At 47.3% G+C, this 20,765-nt stretch carries 17 protein-coding genes; 7 read left to right on the top strand and 10 right to left on the bottom strand.

Features of this window, described 5'->3' with window-relative positions; genetic code table 11:
* Window positions 1-77: 77 nt before the first annotated feature.
* The 6 genes from ACMUEV_RS08370 to ACMUEV_RS08345 form a co-directional block, all read right to left on the bottom strand.
* Window positions 78-1,097: an alpha/beta hydrolase family protein gene (locus tag ACMUEV_RS08370; protein WP_190650590.1), complete on the bottom strand. Its 1,020-nt coding sequence runs from the start codon at window positions 1,095-1,097 to the stop codon at window positions 78-80.
* Between the two features lie 237 nt (window positions 1,098-1,334).
* On the bottom strand, window positions 1,335-2,168 hold the full coding sequence (locus tag ACMUEV_RS08365) for a dienelactone hydrolase family protein (RefSeq protein ID WP_190650588.1): 834 nt from the start codon (window positions 2,166-2,168) through the stop codon (window positions 1,335-1,337).
* Between the two features lie 128 nt (window positions 2,169-2,296).
* Window positions 2,297-3,385 carry an ATP-binding protein gene (locus tag ACMUEV_RS08360; protein ID WP_190650586.1) on the bottom strand — a complete coding sequence of 363 codons (1,089 nt, stop codon included), beginning with the start codon at window positions 3,383-3,385 and terminating at the stop codon, window positions 2,297-2,299.
* Between the two features lie 3 nt (window positions 3,386-3,388).
* Entirely contained in the window at window positions 3,389-4,828 is a 1,440-nt protein-coding gene (locus ACMUEV_RS08355; protein WP_190650584.1) for an ATPase domain-containing protein, read from the bottom strand.
* Window positions 4,829-5,163: 335 nt separating this feature from the next.
* Window positions 5,164-7,227: a thioredoxin domain-containing protein gene (locus tag ACMUEV_RS08350; protein WP_190650583.1), complete on the bottom strand. Its 2,064-nt coding sequence runs from the start codon at window positions 7,225-7,227 to the stop codon at window positions 5,164-5,166.
* 75 nt (window positions 7,228-7,302) lie between these two features.
* Window positions 7,303-8,067: a hypothetical protein gene (locus ACMUEV_RS08345; protein WP_190650581.1), complete on the bottom strand. Its 765-nt coding sequence runs from the start codon at window positions 8,065-8,067 to the stop codon at window positions 7,303-7,305.
* 153 nt (window positions 8,068-8,220) lie between these two features.
* On the opposite strand from ACMUEV_RS08345, the gene clpP reads away from it, so the two are divergent.
* The gene (clpP, locus tag ACMUEV_RS08340) at window positions 8,221-8,826 is read left to right on the top strand and encodes an ATP-dependent Clp endopeptidase proteolytic subunit ClpP (protein ID WP_190650579.1); all 606 of its coding nucleotides are present in this window, start codon (window positions 8,221-8,223) and stop codon (window positions 8,824-8,826) included.
* Window positions 8,827-8,980: 154 nt separating this feature from the next.
* Window positions 8,981-9,892, top strand: a complete 912-nt coding sequence (locus ACMUEV_RS08335; protein ID WP_190650577.1) for a YgfZ/GcvT domain-containing protein — start codon at window positions 8,981-8,983, stop codon at window positions 9,890-9,892.
* Between the two features lie 301 nt (window positions 9,893-10,193).
* On the opposite strand, the gene prfB is transcribed toward ACMUEV_RS08335, so the two are convergent.
* Window positions 10,194-11,307 (bottom strand): peptide chain release factor 2 gene (prfB, locus tag ACMUEV_RS08330; RefSeq protein ID WP_190650575.1). Its coding sequence is split into 2 segments (ribosomal slippage): window positions 10,194-11,234 and window positions 11,236-11,307, totalling 1,113 coding nucleotides; the frame shifts between segments, so codons are not numbered across the junction.
* 69 nt (window positions 11,308-11,376) lie between these two features.
* On the bottom strand, window positions 11,377-11,868 hold the full coding sequence (locus ACMUEV_RS08325) for a CGLD27 family protein (protein WP_190650573.1): 492 nt from the start codon (window positions 11,866-11,868) through the stop codon (window positions 11,377-11,379).
* Window positions 11,869-12,213: 345 nt separating this feature from the next.
* On the opposite strand from ACMUEV_RS08325, the gene cruF reads away from it, so the two are divergent.
* The 3 genes from cruF to ACMUEV_RS08310 all read left to right on the top strand — a co-directional run bounded on the left by cruF (window position 12,214) and on the right by ACMUEV_RS08310 (window position 15,249).
* A complete protein-coding gene (gene cruF / locus ACMUEV_RS08320) occupies window positions 12,214-13,137 on the top strand; it encodes a gamma-carotene 1'-hydroxylase CruF (RefSeq protein WP_190650571.1) in 924 nt (307 codons plus the stop codon).
* Between the two features lie 101 nt (window positions 13,138-13,238).
* A complete protein-coding gene (cruG, locus tag ACMUEV_RS08315; RefSeq protein ID WP_242044348.1) occupies window positions 13,239-14,477 on the top strand; it encodes a 2'-O-glycosyltransferase CruG in 1,239 nt (412 codons plus the stop codon).
* Window positions 14,467-15,249 (top strand): ZIP family metal transporter, encoded by a 783-nt coding sequence (locus tag ACMUEV_RS08310; protein ID WP_190650569.1) that lies wholly within the window; start codon window positions 14,467-14,469, stop codon window positions 15,247-15,249. Before cruG ends, ACMUEV_RS08310 begins: the two co-directional genes overlap by 11 nt.
* 19 nt (window positions 15,250-15,268) lie before the next feature.
* Here ACMUEV_RS08310 and ACMUEV_RS08305 read toward each other — a convergent pair whose 3' ends face one another.
* Window positions 15,269-16,111, bottom strand: a complete 843-nt coding sequence (locus tag ACMUEV_RS08305) for an ADP-ribosylglycohydrolase family protein (protein WP_017289569.1) — start codon at window positions 16,109-16,111, stop codon at window positions 15,269-15,271.
* Window positions 16,112-16,229: 118 nt separating this feature from the next.
* Here ACMUEV_RS08305 and ACMUEV_RS08300 point away from each other — a divergent pair, with 118 nt between their 5' ends.
* Window positions 16,230-16,817, top strand: a complete 588-nt coding sequence (locus ACMUEV_RS08300) for a peptidoglycan-binding domain-containing protein (RefSeq protein WP_017289570.1) — start codon at window positions 16,230-16,232, stop codon at window positions 16,815-16,817.
* Between the two features lie 620 nt (window positions 16,818-17,437).
* Here ACMUEV_RS08300 and bchD read toward each other — a convergent pair.
* On the bottom strand, window positions 17,438-19,474 hold the full coding sequence (gene bchD, locus ACMUEV_RS08295; protein ID WP_017289571.1) for a magnesium chelatase ATPase subunit D: 2,037 nt from the start codon (window positions 19,472-19,474) through the stop codon (window positions 17,438-17,440).
* Between the two features lie 284 nt (window positions 19,475-19,758).
* On the opposite strand from bchD, the gene ACMUEV_RS08290 reads away from it, so the two are divergent.
* Complete coding sequence (locus tag ACMUEV_RS08290; protein WP_239741197.1) at window positions 19,759-20,559, top strand: cobyrinic acid a,c-diamide synthase; 801 nt, start codon at window positions 19,759-19,761, stop codon at window positions 20,557-20,559.
* The last annotated feature ends 206 nt before the right edge of the window (window positions 20,560-20,765 follow it).

Below are 20,765 nucleotides of genomic sequence, written 5' to 3'. Positions count from 1 at the left end.
GGTTTTGTGCAGGTGCGACTTGCAGAAGTAGAGCTTAAGAGTAACTCAGTGAGTGTGAAAGGTGAAGTAGATTACATCTATGGTTGAGAGCGAATGGATTGAGGAGGCTCACTGGTCACAGTAGTAGCACGATCGTCGTCGGTTCCCCTCTTGTATACACGATTAAAAGCGACTGAATCATTCAGTAGGTGCGCTCGTAAAAACAATGCGCTCCATCGGGCGATCGTTGCAATTGCTTGAGGTTGATTTAGAGTGGGTCGGCTTGGATCACGGGGATTATCTTGATTGGTCATGCTGTAGTGATTTGCCCCCTTGACGATAATGAGTGCCTTTGGCGGCGTTTGAATGTGCTTGTAAGTTTGTTGGGTTTCGTCTAAGTCAGATACGCCATCAAGACTGCCAGCAATTAAAGCAGTCGGAATATTTTGATTCTTGATCGCTGGAAATGCGCCAGTGATGGGTGGAGTCCGGAAATTTGTGCCGTAAAAGATTCCCGCTTTTAATTCGGGTGGTCGAGTAAAATTGCCTGTGCATATCCCCGGAAAGCACTGATTCTGAATCGCGCCTAATCCGACATAACCACCGAGCGAGTGCCCTAATAGTCCTAGTTTGGTTGTGTCAACTCGGTTCGCGAGACGGGATTTAGAATTTGCATTTTCGGCAATCATCTGTTTGAGCACATCGTTAACTTGCTGTTGTTCTGCTGCGAACCCAGTGATGGTTTGTCCATTTGGAGCCGTCAGCGATCGAGTGTGATTGGGAACAACAACGATGAATCCATAGCGGGCAACCTCAGTGGCAAAGCTTGAGTAGGCTGATTTATCGACTAATCCTCCTTGTAGGAGCAAGGCAATGGGAAATTTCTTCGAGGTGGTAGGAATAGGAAAGTAAATATCTGCTGAGTCTGAAGTAGTAGCAGTTTGTTTGGGAGTTTGGGAAGCAATCGTAATGTTGCTGCGCTCTACTTGGTGGAAGAAGGGGATTTGATCCGTCGCGACAGTTTGTGGAAAAGGTGAAGCAAATGCGTGCTTGGTATTGCAAGACGTATTGATGATGATACAGGCATAAATCAAAGCAGCATAAATAGGCTTTCTCATAATTTTGCTCCTGAATACGATCAATCAGTTCTTCTAGTTTGATGAAATTGCTCAGTTAGTTCTACTGGGTTCATCAGGCTGAGGGAATTCGTCAAACATGAGGGATGAGCTAAGCGGATAGGGATTCCGATGCAGTGTTTGGCGTGTCCAATGGTGAGGAAGCATGGAGAGCGAGTTGCTGAGCGAGGAAGTATTTGGAGGCAGCGAAATTGCGAGCAGCACTGTTGCGATCGCGGACTAAACTCCCTGCCGCTTAAACCATGCTTGAAGCCGTTGCCATCCTTCGATCGCTTCTCTCTCCCGATAAGAGGGACGATAATCCGCAAAGAAAGCATGAGGTGCATCTGGATAAACAATGATTTCAGACTGGCTCTGCCCGGTTTTGAGTCGAGCTTGCATCTGTTGTACTGTTTCAAGCGGAATGCCTGTATCTTTGCCGCCGTACAGTCCTAGAACTGGAACCTTGAGCGATGCTGCAATATCGATTGGATGCTTAGGGGTGACTGGTGTTGCATCACCGACGAGGCGCCCGTACCATGCCACTCCTGCTTTGACTTGGGGACGATGTGCTGCATAGAGCCAGGTAATTCGTCCTCCCCAACAAAAGCCTGTGATTCCTAACCGTTCAGCATTTCCCTTGGCTGAGCGCACCGCCCAATTCACGGTTGCATCTAGATCAGACATGACTTGGGCATCTGGAACCTTGGCAACAATCGGACGAATTTGATCAATGCTGCTTAACTTTGAGACATCGCCTTGCCGGATAAATAATTCAGGTGCGATCGCGACATAACCTAACTTGGCAAATCGGCGGCAAACATCTTGGATATGCTCATGCACCCCAAAGATTTCTTGAATCACCAAAACAATTGGAAAATTAGAACCTGTCGCTGGCTGCGCTCTGTAAGCAGGAAGCTCGCCATCTGCAACGGGAATTTTGACGGCACCTACAATCAATCCCTTCGCGTCAGTCGTGATTGTTTTGGCTGAAATAGGTTGTACCGCTAGGGCAAACCCTGTTGCGAGAGTAGCAGTAGCAATGAATTTCCGGCGCGTAAACTCTTTCGTCATTTTTATAGCTGAGCAATTTCGCTCCGATTCTACTGGCTTGACGAAGTTAGCGATTCTAGCCTACGAGAGATATTCAGAAAATCGAACGGGGTTTTGTCAGTAAGAGAGGAGTGATGGTACTGGATTAGTTATTGATTGATCGGCAAAGTTACTGTAAATGTCGTGCCAACATTCACCTCACTTGCGACGGAAATTGTTCCACCCGATTGCTCAATGACCTGTTTCACAATGGCTAGCCCTAACCCTGTTCCTGAAATATTGCCGACATTGCTTGCACGAAAAAAGGATTCAAACAGGTGTGCTTGATCCGTGGGAGAAATACCAATCCCTTCATCCTGGACTTGGATGATCACTGCTGCTGATTCACACTGCAATCGAAGCCGAACAGTGCTTTGAGGGGGAGAATATTTGATGGCATTGGAGAGCAGATTGGTGAGAACTTGGCGCAGCAATACCTCATTTACATGAACGCTCAGGCATTCTGCTGCACAGTCAAACTGAATTGTATGGTTAGCTCCCATACCAAACTTGATCTCTTCCACTAATTTACGGCAGAACGGCTCAATGACAATCAATGTCATATTTGCCGTCGCCCCGATCGCTTCTGCTTTGCCCAATGCCAAGACATCATCGAGTAGAGCAGTCATTGTTCTGACGGCGATATGGATGCGTTGAGCAAAGTCGGCTCGCCGTTCTGGTGATAAGTCGCTTTTCTCTAGCAGTCGAGAGAACCCAAAAATGATATTGAGAGGATTGCGAAATTCATGGGACACCATTGAGACAAAGCGTGTTTTGATCTGTTTGAGTTCGCGTTCTTGTTCTAGGGCAGCTTGAAGTTGAAGGGAAAGTCGTCGCGATCGCAGCAAAATTTCCACTCGCGCCTGTAACTCTAACTTTTCGATTGGTTTGCTAATCAGTTCATCAACAGTTTGCCAAAGATGTCGCGTCACCAGTCTGATATCCGGTTGGAGCGTAATCAGCAAAACAGGCAAAAATACAGGTTGCTCTGCGTTTTTCCTCGCCTGTACCCATTCCCACAAATGGTGTAAGGCTGGTCCATCCAAAATGCACAGGTCAAACGGTTCATTGAGCAGTGGGACAGCATGCTTTGCCTGCACCACAGACTCCCCAACGGTGACATCGTAATATCGTCCTAGCCACTCTGTCAGGAGGCGGCGATTCTCCGTTTGCTCAATAAAGATCACAATTCGGTTCATCGCTTACTCACCCTCTAGCAATTCGGGGATACCTGTGAGGATACCTCGAAGTCGATTGAGCGGATTACCAACTTTAATCCCATCCCGACTAATTTGAAATTCACGCAGGGTTTTCTCAAAATCGCTGATCCGCTTCTTCAGTACGCCGATCACACGTCTCAATTCACCGTGCATTTCCAGATAGCGCAGAAAGATCATATTATCTGCTAGGTAGCTAATCCCAATTTCAGTTGCCTTAAATTCTCCGGTAATCGATTCAACCTCATTAATCAGCAGAACAGCAACCCCCATGTTTTGCAAATACTTACAGAGGGAATGAATGTGAGGGGTCAAGTCTTCGCCTCGAACTGAGAGCCGATACCCCGATACACTATCGATCATGACAATCCGCGCCTGATGTTCTTCGACTTCCTGGCGCACGAGGTTAGCAAATTCATCAGGGGTATAGTGGAGCGGTTCGATTTGCACGATCGATAAAGTGCTGCGCTCCTGCATGGCGTGAACCGGAATATTGACTCCTTCAGCCCGATGCAACAGCGTTTCCTTGTTTTCCTCAAAGGTGTAAATTACGGATCGCTCTCCCCGTCCGGCTGCTTCTTTCATAAACTGAAGCCCTAACGTACTCTTGCCTACCCCACTCGGTCCACTGATGATGGTAATCGTGCTGCGTTCAAGACCACCATGCAACAGTGCATCAATTTCTGGAATCCCCGAGGAAATCGTTTCTACGGTCAGCGCTTGTTCCGATAGTCTGGGTAATAGTTTCGGAAAAAGCTGCATTCCTTCACTGGTGAGGCGAAAGCTGTGATTGCCGCTGCGAAAATCGCTTCCTCGAAACTTGGAAACCGACAGGGTACGATTGTCCTCATTAAAGTTCAAGTCAAGCACCCCGTCGCTCATGAACTGTAAATCATCGTCGGGGGCTTCGACGCTGTGTTCTGAGGTAAACAGCACCGTAATATCTTTCTCTGTCAGAAATCGCAGAAACGACAATACCTGCTTACGGAACTGAAAGGTATTGGTTGCCAGGTAGCGAAATTGGGTCATTGAGTCGATGAAAATTCGCTGCGGCTTCAGGCTTTCAACTTGTTCTACAATGCGTTGGGTTGTTGGCTCGCGCTCGACTTCAGCGGCTGAGAAAATATCGTAGGTTTGTACTTGAGCAAAAAAGTCGGAGGTGGGGCTAAGGTCAAGAAACGTGATGCCCTGAGTGTTGAAGTTTAAGCCTTCAGCTGTTTTTCGCAGTTGGGCAACTGTTTCTGCCAGTGTAATGAATAGAACGGTTTCGCCGTTTGCGGTTCCCGACGCTAAAAAGTGCATTCCTAACGTTGTTTTACCTGTACCCGGTCCGCCTCGAACCAGATAAGCACGACCGGGTACATATCCACCATGAAGCACTTCGTTGAGTCCTGAAATTCCCGTCAGTAGTCGATCGTGAGTCATCTGTAAGCCATCTCCCCTCATTGCCTAATCCTGATAAAACGTGATGTAATGTGCCTTTTTTGCTGTGCGGGAGTTGACTGTCCGTTGAGGGTCAGAAAGTTCAGGCTTCATGGGGTGAGTTACCTGTCTCTTTTGGCTACGCTGCCTAGCAAGTACAAACTGAATTAGAAACGAGAATACCAGTAAGGACTTAAATGTTGCGAAAAACAAAAGGAAAGTTCGGCAACCATACTCTCACAAGGCAATTGAACACCTGCAATATTTATTCGCAAAAAACGGAGATTTTCACATTCTGAGGCAAGATACTCAAAATGTGACAAGCCATTTTTCAGAATTTATCGGCTTCTAATCTGGCTCTGTTGGAGTTGCTGCATCATTTGTTCTTGCGTCAATGCTGGCTCTTTGCAACTTAACCCCTGGCACACTAGCGCCACAGCGTTTTCTGGTAAAGCATCAATGACAATTAGCGCAGTTGTGGGCAAGTATTGGGTTTCGAGCGGAGTAATTTGCTCGATCGAACTCCGAACCAGTGTTTGATTGCGAAACCAATCGAGTGCAACAAACAAACTTGGGCAAGCAGAAGGCGATTGTTCCATCACGCTTGCAAACGCTTGTAAGGCTTGCTCTGCTCGATCGAAGTAATCTAAGTTCTCAGTCAGTAACGATAAACGGACTAAATTCGCGATCGCGATTCCATTCGCTGCGGGTGTCGCATTATCTGCATAGCTCCGTTCTCGAATGAGTAGATCTCGGCTCGCATCTTTTGCTGTGTTGTAATATCCACCTTGCTCTAGGCTCCAAAGATACTCGTCAAACTCAGCTTGAATCCGAATCGCTGCTGCTAGCCAATCTGTCTGATTCTCTGGCGCATCGGATCGAATGCTCCGCGTGGCTTGATGTAAATCAAGTAGAGCTTTGATGAATAGAGCAAAGTCCTCAGCTTGAGCAAGTAGCTCAACTTTGCCGCCATAATTTAGGCGATAGAAGCGCTGATTGATCCATTGATTTTGCAGAATGAAATCTGCGGCTTGGGTCGCAAGTTCTAGGTATTCTAATTCTCGGAAAACTGCATACGATCGAGCGAGTCCCGAAATCATTAAACTATTCCAAGCAACAATCATTTTTGTGTCGGTAACGGCTGGAATTCGTCCTGACCAAGCAATAGATTTTGCTTCTTCTGCATTCCGAGCAGGCGGAAACGGATCACTCACACAAGCTCCATATCGAACTTCAAACAACTTGCTGAGGGCAGTTTCAGCAGTCTGTGAAAGTTGGTTAGAGTTCTGGCGTTGTAGTACGATTTTGCCTTCAAAATTTCCAGCAGGAACAATTGAGAACTGTTCCGATAGCTCTGTGAATTCTTCCGAAGTTAGTAACGCTTGCAGTTCTGAATAGCTCCATACATAGAAAGCTCCTTCTTCGGGTTCTGTATCTTCTGGAGTGACAAAACTATCGGCATCTTGTGCGGCATAAAAGTAGCCTTCGGGTGCAGTCATTTCGCGTTTGAGCCATTGAGCCGTTTTCGCGATCGCTCTTTCAAACGCAGGTTCTTGCACACCTAATGCCCAGAGATTTGCTAAATATTCGACAATCTGCCCATTGTCGTACAGCATTTTCTCAAAGTGCGGAACTGTCCAAGTCGCGTCCACGGTATAGCGATGGAATCCGCCTGCGACATGGTCAAAGATGCCACCTAAAGCTAAATCTAAGCCGCGTTGAGTCACTGCTTCGCGCGCGTCATACCGATCGAAGTCGAACCGAACTGCGTGCAGGACTGCATCCGCATAAGGAATCATCGGAAATCTTGTACCAGGCATTTGTGCCGATAGAATCCCGGTACTATATTCCAACCCCAGTTTTAAGAGTTCGTCGCTTAAAGTCTGAGTGGGAAGCAGAACTGAGTTTTGGAGATTTGTGAGAATTTCTGATTTGACTCCATCGATCTTGGCACGATCGCTGTCATACAATCGCCGCAACGTCTGCAAAATTTGCAAAAAACCAGGACGACCATACTTGGGATCGATTGGGAAATACGTTCCACCATAGAACGGGACTAAATCGTCTGGAGTCAGAAAAATATTTAAGGGCCATCCTCCTTGTCCCGTAAGCATTTGCAGCGCTTGCATATAAATGCTGTCGAGATCTGGGCGTTCCTCGCGATCGACCTTGATCGGTAAGAAATTCTCATTTAGATAGTCAGCGATCGTCTCATCTGAAAACGCTTCACCTTCCATCACCGTACACCAGTGACAAGAAGAGTACCCGATCGAGAGAAAGATGATTTTGTTTTCTCGGCGCGCCGTCTCGATCGCATCTTCGCTCCAAGCCCACCAGTTGATCGGATTGTGAGCATGTTTGCGTAGATAAAGGCTTTGGGCATGGAGTAAGCGATTCGGCATAGAGGGGTGAAGAACACGATTTCAAAATTGTGCTTGAAATCCGCAAATTCTTCACCCCTCTGAGCTAATTTGAGCTTATTTTGCTTCTCCCCGCAAAATCGCATTGCCGTCTTTGAAGTCAATATCCTTGATATCCAGACCGCGCAGCTTCATCTCGATATTGAGTTGCTCCTGCACTTTGGCAGCAGGGACACCCAACCGATTGGCAACTTCTGCGATCGTAAAACTCATATTCCCAATCTGGATTTTTGCATTTTGATCAAACCGTAACTTGCCATTTTGCATTTCTGGTTTGCCTTCAACGCCGATGTAAACTTTGCGATCGCTCATCGGAATTTTTTGCGTAATTTCAGATAACAAGTTTTGCTGTTTTGATCCCAGTCCGCTATTTTTTAACTCCTGAACATCTACAACCGCTCCTGTTTTTAGCTTGTCATCTTTCAGCGAAGTATGAAATCCTTTCACAGAGTTTGGTAAGGGTTGACCGCCGCTTTTTTCAGTGATCTTTGTTACCAAAAGATCATTCAATTCCTGAGAATTTAGGGCAACTTGTACATTTGGATTTGGGCTGGAAGGCTTGTCAGGCGAAGCATTAGCAACAATCTTTGTATCAGGAGAAACCCGATTGGGTTGTGGAATTGATTGAGCTTTCTCCTCAATCTTTTTTTCAATAGCTGCCCCAGACTTTTGAATTTGGGCATAAGTTTTGGGATTCTTTTCTCCCTGCGCATACCATTCGGGTAATTGTGTCAACTGTCTCCAGAAATAATAAATTCCTGACGCAGTTCCAAGCACAATTCCCGTCGTGATCAATAGAAATAAAACACCAGATTTCTTCACAGCTACCTCAAGTCAATCTTGTAGGATCTTCAGTCAATCTATTATGTAAATTCGAGTTAATCAATCACTTGTTCAGATACTGCACTGATACGACCTATGCAACACGATCGCGCTTAGGTCGCTAAAATGTAGAAAATTCACTGGACTGGATTCATGATTCCTACCGTTATTGAAACCTCCGGACGCGGCGAACGCGCCTTTGATATCTACTCTCGACTCTTACGGGAGCGAATTGTGTTCCTCGGTAGCGCGATCGATTCCGATGTCGCCAATTTGGTCGTAGCTCAACTGCTGTTTCTCGAAGCCGAAGATCCCGAAAAAGATATCTATCTCTACATCAATTCTCCGGGTGGCTCGGTGTCAGCCGGGATGGGTATTTATGACACGATTAAGCAGATCGGCCCTGATGTCTCGACGATTTGTGTCGGTTTTGCGGCTTCGATGGGCGCATTTCTCCTAAGTTCTGGCACAAAAGGCAAACGGATGAGCCTGCCTCACTCGCGGATTATGATTCACCAACCGCTCGGTGGTGCTCAAGGACAAGCGACGGATATTGAAATTCAAGCGAAAGAAATTCTGTATCTCAAGAAGCGCTTGAATACGATTCTCGCGGATCACACAGGTCAACCGCTTGAGCGAATCGAACAGGATACAGAGCGCGACTTCTTTATGTCTGCCACAGAAGCGAAGGACTATGGATTGGTGGATCAAGTCATCGATCGTAAGCCTTCTGCTACTCGTCCCGCAGTTGTGAAATAGTTTGTCAATTTCACTCTGGTTTGATTCTGTCTCGCTGGGATTCCATCTCGCCCCGGATTTTCATTGACGGGTGGGATGGAATCCCAGCAAGAAGACCGAAATGATGAAGAATAAAGTGAGAAGGTAATTTGATTCACGCTTATTTGAAATTGCTATGACTCAAGTTGAAGGTGCTGTTTTTTACGATCGCTCATCCTGGGGACGCATCCAAGTCTCAGATGCTGATCGCCTCAATTTTCTCCACAATCAAAGCACCAATACATTTAATCTCAGAAAACCCGGCGAAGGTTGCGATACTGTCTTCGTCACTTCAACGGCTAGAACGATCGATCTCGCAACGGCGTACATTCTAGAAGATTCGGTGATTTTGCTCGTTTCACCTGGGCTGACTGAGAAGCTGATGAAGTTTCTCGATCGCTATATATTCTTCGCAGATAAAGTGAAACTTGCTGATATCACTCCCGAGACTCAAACAGTCTCAGTCTTGGGTTCAAAGAGCCATGACATTGTCAAAGAACTGGGTGCCGCCGAGTTGATCGCTCAGCCTTACGGAACGCACTGCCTTGTCGATGGAATTCGGATTGCAGTTGGCAGTGGACTTGCAACCGAAGGCTATACTTTAATCAGCGATCGCTCAATTGATCTCACTGCAAAGCTCAAAGAATTGGGCGCAACTGAAATCGATGATCAAACTTGGAATCAGTTGCGGGTTGAACAAGGTCGTCCGATGCCAGGAGAGGAATTGACCGATGATTACAATCCTTTAGAAGCCGGATTGTGGCACACGATTTCATGGAATAAAGGGTGCTATATCGGACAAGAAACCATTGCCCGTTTAGATGCCTATAACGGCGTGAAGCAAAACCTCTGGGGCATCAAGCTCAATCAAGTGGTTGAGCCTGGAACAGTTGTGACGATCGCGGGTGAAAAAGTTGGAAAAATTACTAGCGTTGTCGATGCGATCGGACTTGCCTATATTCGCACCAAAGCAGGTGGAGCAGGATTACAGACTGATCTCGGTGAGATTGTTGCACTCCCGTATTTGACGCGTGAAAAACAGAATTGAGAGATAGGGAGAAATTTAAGCCTGGATTCTCCCGATTTCCCAACTGGCTACGGACACAAGACCCGGACGATAAACTCTTAGAAAGTGTTTTAAAGGTAATCTTTCAGACACATTCACCCGCCCCCGGACTGAAAGTCGGGGCTAGTTGAACGAAGTCCACTGAAGGGACTAAAATTCAATCAGAATGGGGTCTTCAGTCCTTTTCAAAGGACTTCGCACTGTTAGCCCCGAATTCATTCCGGGGCGAGATAGAACGCAGCGAGGAAACATTTGATACTTTTAAAACACCCTTTTAGGGTTTCTAAGCTTCCACCAGTTGATTCTCTTGTCTCAAACAAGCCTCAATGAATGGATCAAGTTCCCCATTCATTACGTCCTGAACGGCAGTTGTCTCCACATTCGTTCTGAGATCTTTCACCATCTGATAAGGATGGAACACATAGTTACGAATCTGCATTCCCCAAGCCGCCTCAACCATATCGCCTCGAATCTCCGCGATCTCTTTGGCGCGTTGTTCTTCTGCGATGATCAGCAGTTTGGCTTTTAGATATGCCAGTGCTTTCTCTTTGTTTTGAAGCTGCGATCGCTCTTCTGTACACCGCACTGCAATGCCTGTTGGCTTATGGACAACTCGCACAGCCGTCTCAACTTTGTTGACGTTCTGCCCACCTTTACCGCCCGCGCGAGAAGTCGTGATTTCTAAATCCTTCTCAGGAATATCTAACTGCACCGATAAATCAATCATCGGCATCACTTCCACGCCAGCAAAGCTCGTTTGTCGCTTGTCATTCGCATTAAACGGCGAAATCCGAACTAAGCGATGCGTCCCTTTCTCGACTTTGAGATAACCATAGGCATAGCGCCCATCGATCTCAAGCGTGGCAGACTTAATCCCCGCTTCGTCTCCTTCGGAAACTTCCATCAAATGCACCTTATACCCATGTGCTTCACCCCAACGGGTATACATGCGTAACAACATTTCCGCCCAGTCTTGGGCATCTGTTCCACCTGCGCCTGCATTGATGGTTAGAATTGCGCCCTTGGCATCGTAAGTGCCAGACAGCATTTGTTGCAGTTCCCACTGGTCGAGATCCCGTTGAAGCTGCTGTGTTTTCGCTTCAGCTTCTTCGAGCAGAGATTGATCCATTTCGAGTTCGAGCAATTCTAAAGTCGCTTCAGCGTCAGCGAGATCAGATTTCCAGCGATCGAACTGTTCGAGGTGAGATTTGTAGTCGTTTAATTCTTGAAGGGTGCGTTGTGCCTGAGTTTGGTCGTCCCAGAAATTCGGTTGAGACGCAATTTGCTCAAGATCTTGAATTTTCGCAGTCAGAGCAGGAACGTCAAAGATAGTCCTGGGTAGTTCCCAGGCGCGAAGTGAGCGATTCGACATTCCGTTTTAATTCAACGGTATCCATACTAAACAAGCATAAAATGGCATTTCTGATTGTAGCGCCGATTTTGCATTCAGCGCTAAAGTCCAGACTCTACAGAATGATCCAGAGCAGAATCCCGATCGCGAAACTGACAACGATCGTAATGAATGTCTTTTTCAATCGCTGCAAAATCGGCTGAACTTGATAGCTGACCACCAATCGATCTTGCGCGAGAATTTCGGGTGGTTTTTCCCACATCTGCCCGTCATACCAGCCAGATTCCTCGTAAAAGATCGCCGTATCACTTAAGCGCCGTTGCACATATGCCCAGCCCAGATAGAGCCGCACCAGTGCCAAACCCGGAATCACAAATGCTCCTGCCGATGCAAATAAGAGAAATTGGGGTAAATGCTTTGCAGGCGGAAAACTCACCGCAGCGACAGGCGCAGCGACGAGCCAACTCAGTGCCCAGAGAATGACAACGGGCTTGAGATAGGAAATGCGATCGAGCGTTGCCCAGCGAAAAAACCAAGATTCCTTCAGTTCTTGATATTCATTGAGCGGTTGCTGTTCGTCGGGAACTGGACAAGTAACAGAATTCATGACGAAACGAAGAAACTAGAAGGATATTCGTAAGTATAAAAGACTTATCCTAACTAAGGGAACGAAGCAATGTTGGATTTGAGAGCGACCTGCTGCGATAGAAGTTGAAGAGGAGATTTCTATCCTGAGGAGGATAGATTTGCGATATCGATTGAAAGAAAACTGTCCAGATTGGTTGTCGTGGCTTACTCTTGATACGCCTCTCAACCCAAAATCTAAACCCAAAATCAGATACTTTTTTTGGAAATCTGGAAAAAAGCATCCAAACAAACGCCTGAAAAGACCTGAAGATTTGTAAACTAAGTAGTCAGGCAAAGTTAGTGCCATATTTTCTGAGGAAACGGTATGAAGCATCTGGTTACAGTTGAGCGCCTGTGTTTGGCAGGACATTCGTTGGCGCTGGCTTTTGGATTAGCGGGATTATTGCTGGTGCTGCCCAATCCAGAATTTATTGCATCTCTTCCGACGGTTGGGCAAACCGCGTTTGGGTGGAGCATGGCGAATGGCGGAGTCGGGTATATCTTACTCGGGGCTGTGACGGTGGCAATTTATGCTTACCGGACGCTCGGAATACGGCACTGGCTGACATTTATGCTTCCTGCAGTCATTCTTTCTTTGGGAAGTGAATTGCTAGGAACTAGTACTGGCTTTCCGTTTGGTGCGTATGGGTATTTGAGTGGATTGGGCTATAAGATTGCAGGTCTTGTGCCGTTCACTATTCCCTTGTCTTGGTTCTATGTCGGATTGTGCTGCTATGTACTGGCACGATCAGGTTTAGAAAGCATTGGACTGCCGCTTTGGGCGAAACTGATCGGCTCGATCGCGCTCGGATCTGTGTTATTAACCGCCTGGGATTTCGTTCTCGATCCGGCAATGAGTCAGGCGTCTTATCCTTTCTGGGAATTTGGTGAAGTCGGTGAGTTCTTCGGTATGCCTTATCGAAATGTTACAGGCTGGCTGGGAACGGGTGCAATCTTTATGTTTGTGGCATCGCTGTTTTGGGGTGCAAAGCCGTTAAATTTGAATCGCGCTCAGTTGTCTGTGCCGCTGATCGTCTATCTGATTAACTTTGCTTTTGGTGCGATCATCACCGTTACCGAGTTGGATGCGCGCTATTTGATTCCGACCTCAATGAGTATTGTTCTGGGCGTCGTTCCCGCGATCGCGCTTTGGTGGATGACGAAGCCTAGTCAAGGAATTGAGCCTGCTTTGTCAGGAAGTTTGACGCGCGAAGTGCCGACGGTTTCGGTAGGTATCGGGCAGAAGTAGAGGAGATGGGAAGATAGGGGGAAGAGAAAGTCACGCATTCTCTCTACCTTCCCGTCCTTCTTGTAATAATGAACAGCATTTGATTTTAAGGGGTTGGAAGGTTGACGAATTTCATCGGACAGACCGGAATCTATTGCCTGGGATTGATTGATTCCCAGGCTTTTGTATTTCAGGATGTATTTTTCCTCGTACTGTTAGCAATTCAAATTCCGGCGGCAGCGATTTTACTCTCGCGATTGCTCAAAGGGGCTGTGCGTCGTCCTCCGCTTCAACCTCAACTGCCGAATCCAAACTTTTTCGGAGCGGTGAGTGTCGTTGTGCCGACGCTGAATGAAGCCGATCGTATTGCGCCTTGTCTAGAAGGTCTGACTCGCCAAACGTATGAGGTGCGAGAAATTACGATCGTGGATAGTCGATCGACCGACAAAACGCCGGATTTAGTCCGAGCCGCACAAGCGACTGATCCGCGATTTCGATTGATTAATGATCCTCCGCTGCCTTCAGACTGGGTGGGTCGTCCTTGGGCATTGCACAACGGATTCTTGGCAAGTTCTTCTCATAGCGAATGGATTTTGGGGATTGATGCTGATACGATTCCGCATCCGAGTTTGGTCTGTAGCTTGCTCGAAATGGCGAATCGGGAAGGATTCGACCTGATTACCCTCTCGCCCCGGTTCATTCTCAAGTATCCCGGCGAGCTTTGGTTACAGCCTGCTTTATTGATGACCTTGGTGTATCGATTTGGAGCAGCAGGAGAAGTCGGAAGTTCTCCGGAGCGAGTTATGGCGAATGGGCAATGCTTCTTTTGTCGGCGATCGCTGTTAGAAAAAGTTGGCGGCTATACCAGCGCCAAAGGGTCTTTCTGCGATGATGTCACCTTAGTGCGAAATATTGCAGCAACGGGTGCAAAGGTCGCGTTCTTAGATGGTGCGAATGTTTTAAAGGTTCGCATGTATGAGGGCATGAAAGAAACATGGGAAGAATGGGGGCGATCGCTCGATCTCAAGGATGCTTCAACTTCGGCGCAAATTTGGGGGGATCTGGCATTTCTCACATTAGTGCAAGCCTTGCCGATTCCGTTGCTGATTTTCACGGCTGCGATCGTTGCTTCTGGAAATACAACCTTGCCTGCTTTGATCACGTTGGGATTGAATGGAGCCTTGATTGCGATGCGATTGGGATTGAATGCGGCGATCTTGCAATCTTACGATCGCGCTCAAGCGAAAGGAGCAGGATTGTTCTGGCTGTCTCCGTTCGCTGATCCAGCCGCTGTGTTTAGAATTTTCCTCTCGTCTACTCGCAAGCCAAAAAGCTGGCGAGGTCGAACCTATGGGGGATAATGTAACGCTCCTAGGTTTGGCTGGCAGTCTTGTTGCGGGACTCGCAACTGGGGCAGGGGCATTGCCGATCTTTTTCATCAAAGAAATTACGCCTCAAACTCAAGGTGCACTTCTGGGGTTTGGGGCGGGAGTGATGTTAGCCGCGACTTCGTTTTCCTTGGTGATTCCGGGAATAGAAGCGGCTGAGAAACTGGGTGCAAATCACTTGAGCGCAGCCGCGATCGTCGTTGCTGGAATCTTATTGGGGGGTGGGTTCCTCTGGTGCTCAAATCGCTATTTTCCACATGAGCATTTTATTAAAGGATCGGAAGGTTCAGCCCAAGCGAATCGATTACGGCAGGTCTGGTTATTTATCATTGCCATTACGCTGCACAATTTTCCAGAGGGATTGGCGGTTGGAGTCGGATTTGGCGGTGGCGATGTTGCGAATGGAATTGCGCTGACTTTGGGAATCGGATTGCAGAATTTTCCAGAAGGATTGGTTGTTGCGATCGCGCTTTTAGGAGAAGGATATCGTCGTCGCAGTGTGTTTGGCGTGGCGTTATTAACCGGATTAGCAGAGCCGATTGGTGGCGTAATCGGTGCAGCAGTCGTGTCGATCGCCGCCGCAATTTTGCCGTGGGGAATGGCATTTGCAGCCGGAGCGATGCTGTTTGTGATTAGTGATGAAATTATCCCAGAGTCGCATCGCTTGGGAATCGAGAAGCAGGCGACGTTAGGCGTGATGATTGGATTTGTATTGATGTTGTTCTTAGATGTGGCATTAGGGTAGTCATTCACCCCACTCCCCACTAGCGCGGAGCCGTAATACTTTGAGCACTGGGCGATCGCATATTCTCATCATTCAAGTGATACATTCCCGACCAGCTTGCTAACAATCGCGTACAAATTTGGCGAATATGCTCCTCTTGATTCAAGGTCATTCGCCAATCTGCGGGCAGACCGATCGTGCTATTCAATGCTCCCGATAGCGCACCTGTTAAAGCAGTGACTCCAGGAACCTGATATCGCGTCTGAGCCGCCCGCAAAATCGATAATCTAAAATCTCCTGCCGTGCTGAGAAAACAATAGAGTGCAAGTGCGATCGCGGCATCTCCAGTCGTCGCTTCACTCAAGGTCAGAATTAACTGCACCGCATCTTCTAATCCCACTTTCTGTTGCACCATCGTTTCCACTTGCTGCAATCGTTGAAGTCTGGGAATTCCTTCGGGTGGAGCTAGCAATGCTTCAAACATGGGAGAAACTAAACGGCGCGGATTGAGATCGCCTTTCAAGGCTTGAGCGATCGTGTATCCGATCGCTAAGAGATCCAACTCTGAGATCAGCAAATTTTGCCAAACTTTCAGAACAGTTTGGAGATTCTGCCGCAGTTTTGTAAAGTCATCATGGAAATACAAAAATACGGGGAGAAGCGCGATCGCTGCTTCCGCATTCGTCAGGGGTTCTCGGAAAATCGGATCGCTAGAATTCTCGATACGACTGGGATCAATCAAAGATTCTGCATAAAACTCCATTAGATCTTCTAGAGAATAGTGACGCGACGGCAGGCGACCCGATGCCTGAATGCCGATCATCTCTCCCATAATCGCGCCCATCATTGTTGCTTGAAATCGATAGAGAAGTGCAGATTGCATGATTATTTTCCGAAACCTAGTGTAGAATTCTCGCTGATTTGGTTCATTTCTCACCGTTTTTATTCTGCAACTTTAGCTCCTCGCCATGCGTCCCATGATTCGTCTTCAACTTCTTTCTATGATGCCAACCCGATTTATCAAATCGCTGTTTCTCTTCACACTCGCGATCGCTCTTACGGCTACGATTATCCATCCTGGATTGAGCCAGACTCCAGCCCGAAACATTATCCGCCTAGGAAGCCAAGGGGCAGATGTTACCGAATTACAAAGTACCTTAAAGCTATTGGGCTATTATGGCGGCTCGGTCAATGGTGTATTTGATGAAAGCACTGCTCAAGCCGTCCGACGCTTTCAACAAGTCGCTGGACTGGATGCAGATGGCATTGTTGGCGCTGCGACCTGGAATCGCTTATTTCCCTCCAATGAACCTGTCGCGCCCCCAGCGAATCCTGATCCCACTGCGCCACGTCGGGTTGAAACTACTGCACCCGCTTCCACCGAGTTTCCAATTTTAAGACGCGGAGCCACGGGTGAAAGTGTGCGGGGATTGCAGAGTCGATTAAGAGCGATCGGCGTTTATGACGGTGAAGTCGATGGGGTCTTTGGAGCCGGAACCGAGGAAGCGGTAAAAGCGGCACAGCAGAAGTTTGGACTCGAAGCGGATGGTATTGTCGGCGGCGCAACTTGGGCAGCGATTTTGCGGTAGGTTGAGAGAAATATTGCGATCGGTAACATGGAGTGAACTTTAGTAAAACAGGTGCGCGACTCGGGGATGAGGATGCTACTTTATATTCAAGACACAAGAGAAGTTCAAACCCTTCTCCCAAGCCGATTAAAGCCCGTGTCTCCCGCTTTAATCCCTCGCAAATCCTGAAAGATATTTCACCGATCGAACTTCACCTTAGTCTCAACTGCACTCAAGATTCTCACTTCAATTCCGCTTTATTTGAGTCGCAAATTTGAACTAGCGAAAACTACAGCCTGGTTCGGCTGATTCGGGGAGATTGTTGATTAGACTGTTTGCGATTTTGTCCACCTTATCTGTTGTTTGTTCGATACACCTTGACAACTTAAGTGACCACCATTTTTTCAGGGTCTGGCAAGTCGCCAGACCCTTTGACATGTTTACCGCAGTTCGGCTTCGCGCGTTTCTAGCCGTTCACTACAAATAAAGCTGGTAGAGAGTGATCCGCGTCTGGATTCTCCCCATCTCCCCAGGGCTTTTTCATAGATTACTTTTAAAACATTCTCTCGGGCTAGAGCTTCACCAACATGAGAGGCGATCACCCGAGATGTTTCAATCGACTAGCACGACAGGACTCCGTACTAACGAGTCTTAATATCTGAGATAGCATTGCGCGCAACTCCTGCGATCGCGGCATCTGAGGCTTTCGGCAAATGATGATATTTTCCGCCTGCTTGCTTCGCCAACTCTTTCGCGAATCCAGTTGAGATAAATTTATTCTCGGTGTCAATGACGAGCAACTGAATCCCCAAGGCGCGAATTTTTGCGGCAAGCTCTAACAGTTCACCTTTGATATCCGGCTTTTCACCTTCAGGCAAAGTTTCACCGAGCGATCGCGCCAGCGGAATATTGCCTCGACCATCGGTAATTGCCACAATCACGACTTGTCCAATATCGCCGGACTGTTTTGCATTCAATCCGACTCGAACTGCCTGGGTTAAGCCATGTGCTAAGGGAGAACCGCCGCCGCACGGTAAGCGATCGAGTCTGCGTTTTGCGGCTTCGATCGATCTCGTTGGCGGTAATAAGACCTCAGCTTGCTCACCTCGGAAGGGAATCAGCGAAATTTGATCTCGGTTTTGATATGCCTCGGTGAGTAAGCGCAATACTGCACCTTTGGCAGCATTCATCCGATTCAGTGCCATTGAGCCAGACGCATCGACCACGAATACAATCAAGGCTCCAGCCTTTCGAGCCAGTCGTTTCGCCCGAATGTCACTTTCTTCAACGAAGACTCGCTTACGACCGGGTAGGACTTGATCCGCGCGTTGTCTTCTCGATCGCTGATAAGGAGCGGCTGTTCTCAAAGTCGCATCAACAGCAATCCGGCGCACTTTGCCTTTGGGCAACATCGGTTTGATATATCTGCCTCGATCTTCTGAAAATACGATCGTGCGACTTCCCGATTTTCCTTGCCGCGTTGCCATCTGAGCAAAATACAGCACTTCCGGATCGAGAATCACTCCTTCAGGATCAAACACGAACTCTTCGGGAATGTTTGGCGTGTCTTGTTCGGGTTGATCTTCCGATTCGTCTTCTGGATCGTCTTGGTCTTCTTGCTGGTCTTGCTCTTGATCCGACTGATCTTGAGGCGGGGGAGGGGGAGGAGGCGCTTCTTCAGGGGGAGCTTGTTGAACGATCGTCGATCGCGGAATGATCACTAATTCAACTGCTTTTCTCAAATCCTCAGCATTTACAGCAGTGCGCCCGTCTAAAGCGGCATGAGCTTTTGCCACTCTTAGAGCAAACAATTCGGCTCGATGCCCTTGCACACCGCCTCGCACGGCTTCAGTGACTAAATATTCAATTTGCTCTGCACTAATCTGCACATCTTTCAGCCATTCGCGAGCCAAAATAATCTGCGTTTTCAGTGCGTCAATATCTTCGGTGTACTGCGTTAAGAAAGCCTGAGGCGAATCAGAATAGCGGGTGGCTTGTTCGACGGCTTGAATGCGATCGTCTAATCCCAACACCATGTCGGCTGAAAGTGAGATAGCAATGCGATCGAGTAAATGCTCTCTTAAATTCCCTTCTTCCGGGTTGTAAGTTGCAATCAACAAAGGTCGGCAAGGATGTTGAAAGCTAATGCCTTCGCGCTCAATCTGATTGCGCCCATCGGTCAGAACAGAGAGCAATAAATTAGAGATTTGATCATCTAATAAATTAATTTCATCGACGTACAATACGCCTCGATTTGCTTCAGCCAACAACCCAGGCTGAAAAACCGTTTCACCTTGCTTAATCGATTGGCTGACATCAACTGAACCGAGCAATCGATCTTCAGTGACCCCCAAAGGAATCTGCACAAAGGGCGCGCGAATAATTTCAGTCGGCACTTCTTCAGTGCTGCCGTATTTCTCCAGCGTAAGATCATCCCACTCGGAGATCGCATTAGGTTCACAGTTACTAATCGAATCTTGAACCACTTCGATCGGGGGCAATAAGGCATGAATCGCGCGTGCCATGACGGATTTTGCTGTGCCGCGTCGTCCAGCAATCACCACGCCACCTAAGCCTGGATCAACCGCTGCCAGCAGCAGCGCTAATTTGATCGCTTCCTGCCCGACAACGGCAGCAAGAGGAAAAGCAGTCACTTGGGAGTCGATCGTAGAAGGCATTGAAATTTCGGATATTTATCTTGATCCACAATACCAAGATCCGGGAAGTTACGCGAACTCGCCCGGTCAGGTAATCCGATCAGGTGAAGTCTTGGATCGCGAAACTTTTTATAGTGAATCGAGAAGGACTGCCCCGAAGCAAGGGCTATGAGCCTCCTGAAAATCGTAAAGACTGTTTGTCATTGCAAGACAACTGCTCGTACAGTGATCTGTACACGAATCAAGAAAATACCTCTTTATAGCAGCGACATCATGTCGCTGCTTTTTTTGGGCACACTGATTGAATGTTTCCTGCTTTCTCCGATCGTCGAATGACTCATCCTGCAAATGCTGATGCGATCGAAAATGTTCTCGACAAGCTACCGCCCGAAGCAAAACAGTGGGCGGAAAGTTTGCCGTGGAATCAGCGACGCTATGTGCTTTCGCTCTGTCACTTGCTGTGTGCAGCTTCGCCAGAGGTGCAAGCTGAATTTTTAGATGAATATACGGCAAATGGACTGATTTCTAAGCTGATCGAAAATCATGAGATTCGGCAGAAAGTCAAAAATAATCTCGATCGCTTTCACATTACCACTGAGCTATCTGAACGCTTATTAAGAGGATATATTCGACAGTTCTATATTCATTCTGCTCAAGATGCGAGAAGGCAACCGGAATTAATTTTAGAATCAGCACTCCGTGTCGTCGTCAGTACTGAAGAAAGAAATAATATTTTTAACTATGTTTTAGGCTTTGAATTGGTTAAATTATTGTTTCGGATGAGCTGGTTGCAACACGAAAGACTTTACAGATTGCAACATAATCAAGAAGAATTTATCACACTGTATTTAAAGCCAATTCAGCGCACTCATCGGCTCAATCAGATCATTGTGCCAAGAGACGAAAAGCTCTTTTTTGCCCGCCGTGACTACTTTGTCGAGCGACCCAGTATATCAGATAAAAAGTTGATAGAACTCGCGATCGCAACGTTTACAACTGAAGCAATTATTCAGTTTGGCTTCTCTGTCATTCGGCATCCGGACGCAGTCGTATTTGATCATGATTATATTTTTAATCGCGATTCTGAAGCGGTTTTCCCCTACTGAAAACTGTAAAGAAATTTGAATTCAAATGTCACTGTAAATTCGACTGTTCAGTCTCCAGATAGACGAAATCGTTTGCAGAAAAAAATTAATCTCAAACCTATCAGGATCACTCTCATACTTCTCATAAAGCAACAGAGTTGGTGATCGTCATTCTGGAATTTTATTCGGTTGAAATTCAGCTTATTTTTGGTGCTGCACATTGCTGC

Origin of the sequence: Leptolyngbya sp. FACHB-1624 (genome assembly GCF_047649235.1) — a bacterium.
GTDB classification, from domain to species: Bacteria; Cyanobacteriota; Cyanobacteriia; order Leptolyngbyales; family Leptolyngbyaceae; genus Leptolyngbya; species Leptolyngbya boryana.
The sequence above is the reverse complement of the archived record's forward strand: the minus strand, read 5'-3'. Positions and strand labels throughout refer to the sequence as shown.

Coding starts and splice junctions, on each gene's coding strand:
- ACMUEV_RS08365 (WP_190650588.1), bottom strand. CDS start 2,168: ATGACGAAAGAGTTTACGCGCCGGAAATTCATTGCTACTGCTACTCTC.
- ACMUEV_RS08350 (WP_190650583.1), bottom strand. CDS start 7,227: ATGCCGAATCGCTTACTCCATGCCCAAAGCCTTTATCTACGCAAACAT.
- ACMUEV_RS08325 (WP_190650573.1), bottom strand. CDS start 11,868: ATGAATTCTGTTACTTGTCCAGTTCCCGACGAACAGCAACCGCTCAAT.
- ACMUEV_RS08360 (WP_190650586.1), bottom strand. CDS start 3,385: ATGAACCGAATTGTGATCTTTATTGAGCAAACGGAGAATCGCCGCCTC.
- ACMUEV_RS08300 (WP_017289570.1), top strand. CDS start 16,230: ATGATGCCAACCCGATTTATCAAATCGCTGTTTCTCTTCACACTCGCG.
- ACMUEV_RS08310 (WP_190650569.1), top strand. CDS start 14,467: ATGGGGGATAATGTAACGCTCCTAGGTTTGGCTGGCAGTCTTGTTGCG.
- bchD (WP_017289571.1), bottom strand. CDS start 19,474: ATGCCTTCTACGATCGACTCCCAAGTGACTGCTTTTCCTCTTGCTGCC.
- ACMUEV_RS08305 (WP_017289569.1), bottom strand. CDS start 16,111: ATGCAATCTGCACTTCTCTATCGATTTCAAGCAACAATGATGGGCGCG.
- clpP (WP_190650579.1), top strand. CDS start 8,221: ATGATTCCTACCGTTATTGAAACCTCCGGACGCGGCGAACGCGCCTTT.
- ACMUEV_RS08355 (WP_190650584.1), bottom strand. CDS start 4,828: ATGACTCACGATCGACTACTGACGGGAATTTCAGGACTCAACGAAGTG.
- ACMUEV_RS08370 (WP_190650590.1), bottom strand. CDS start 1,097: ATGAGAAAGCCTATTTATGCTGCTTTGATTTATGCCTGTATCATCATC.
- ACMUEV_RS08290 (WP_239741197.1), top strand. CDS start 19,759: ATGTTTCCTGCTTTCTCCGATCGTCGAATGACTCATCCTGCAAATGCT.
- cruF (WP_190650571.1), top strand. CDS start 12,214: ATGAAGCATCTGGTTACAGTTGAGCGCCTGTGTTTGGCAGGACATTCG.
- ACMUEV_RS08335 (WP_190650577.1), top strand. CDS start 8,981: ATGACTCAAGTTGAAGGTGCTGTTTTTTACGATCGCTCATCCTGGGGA.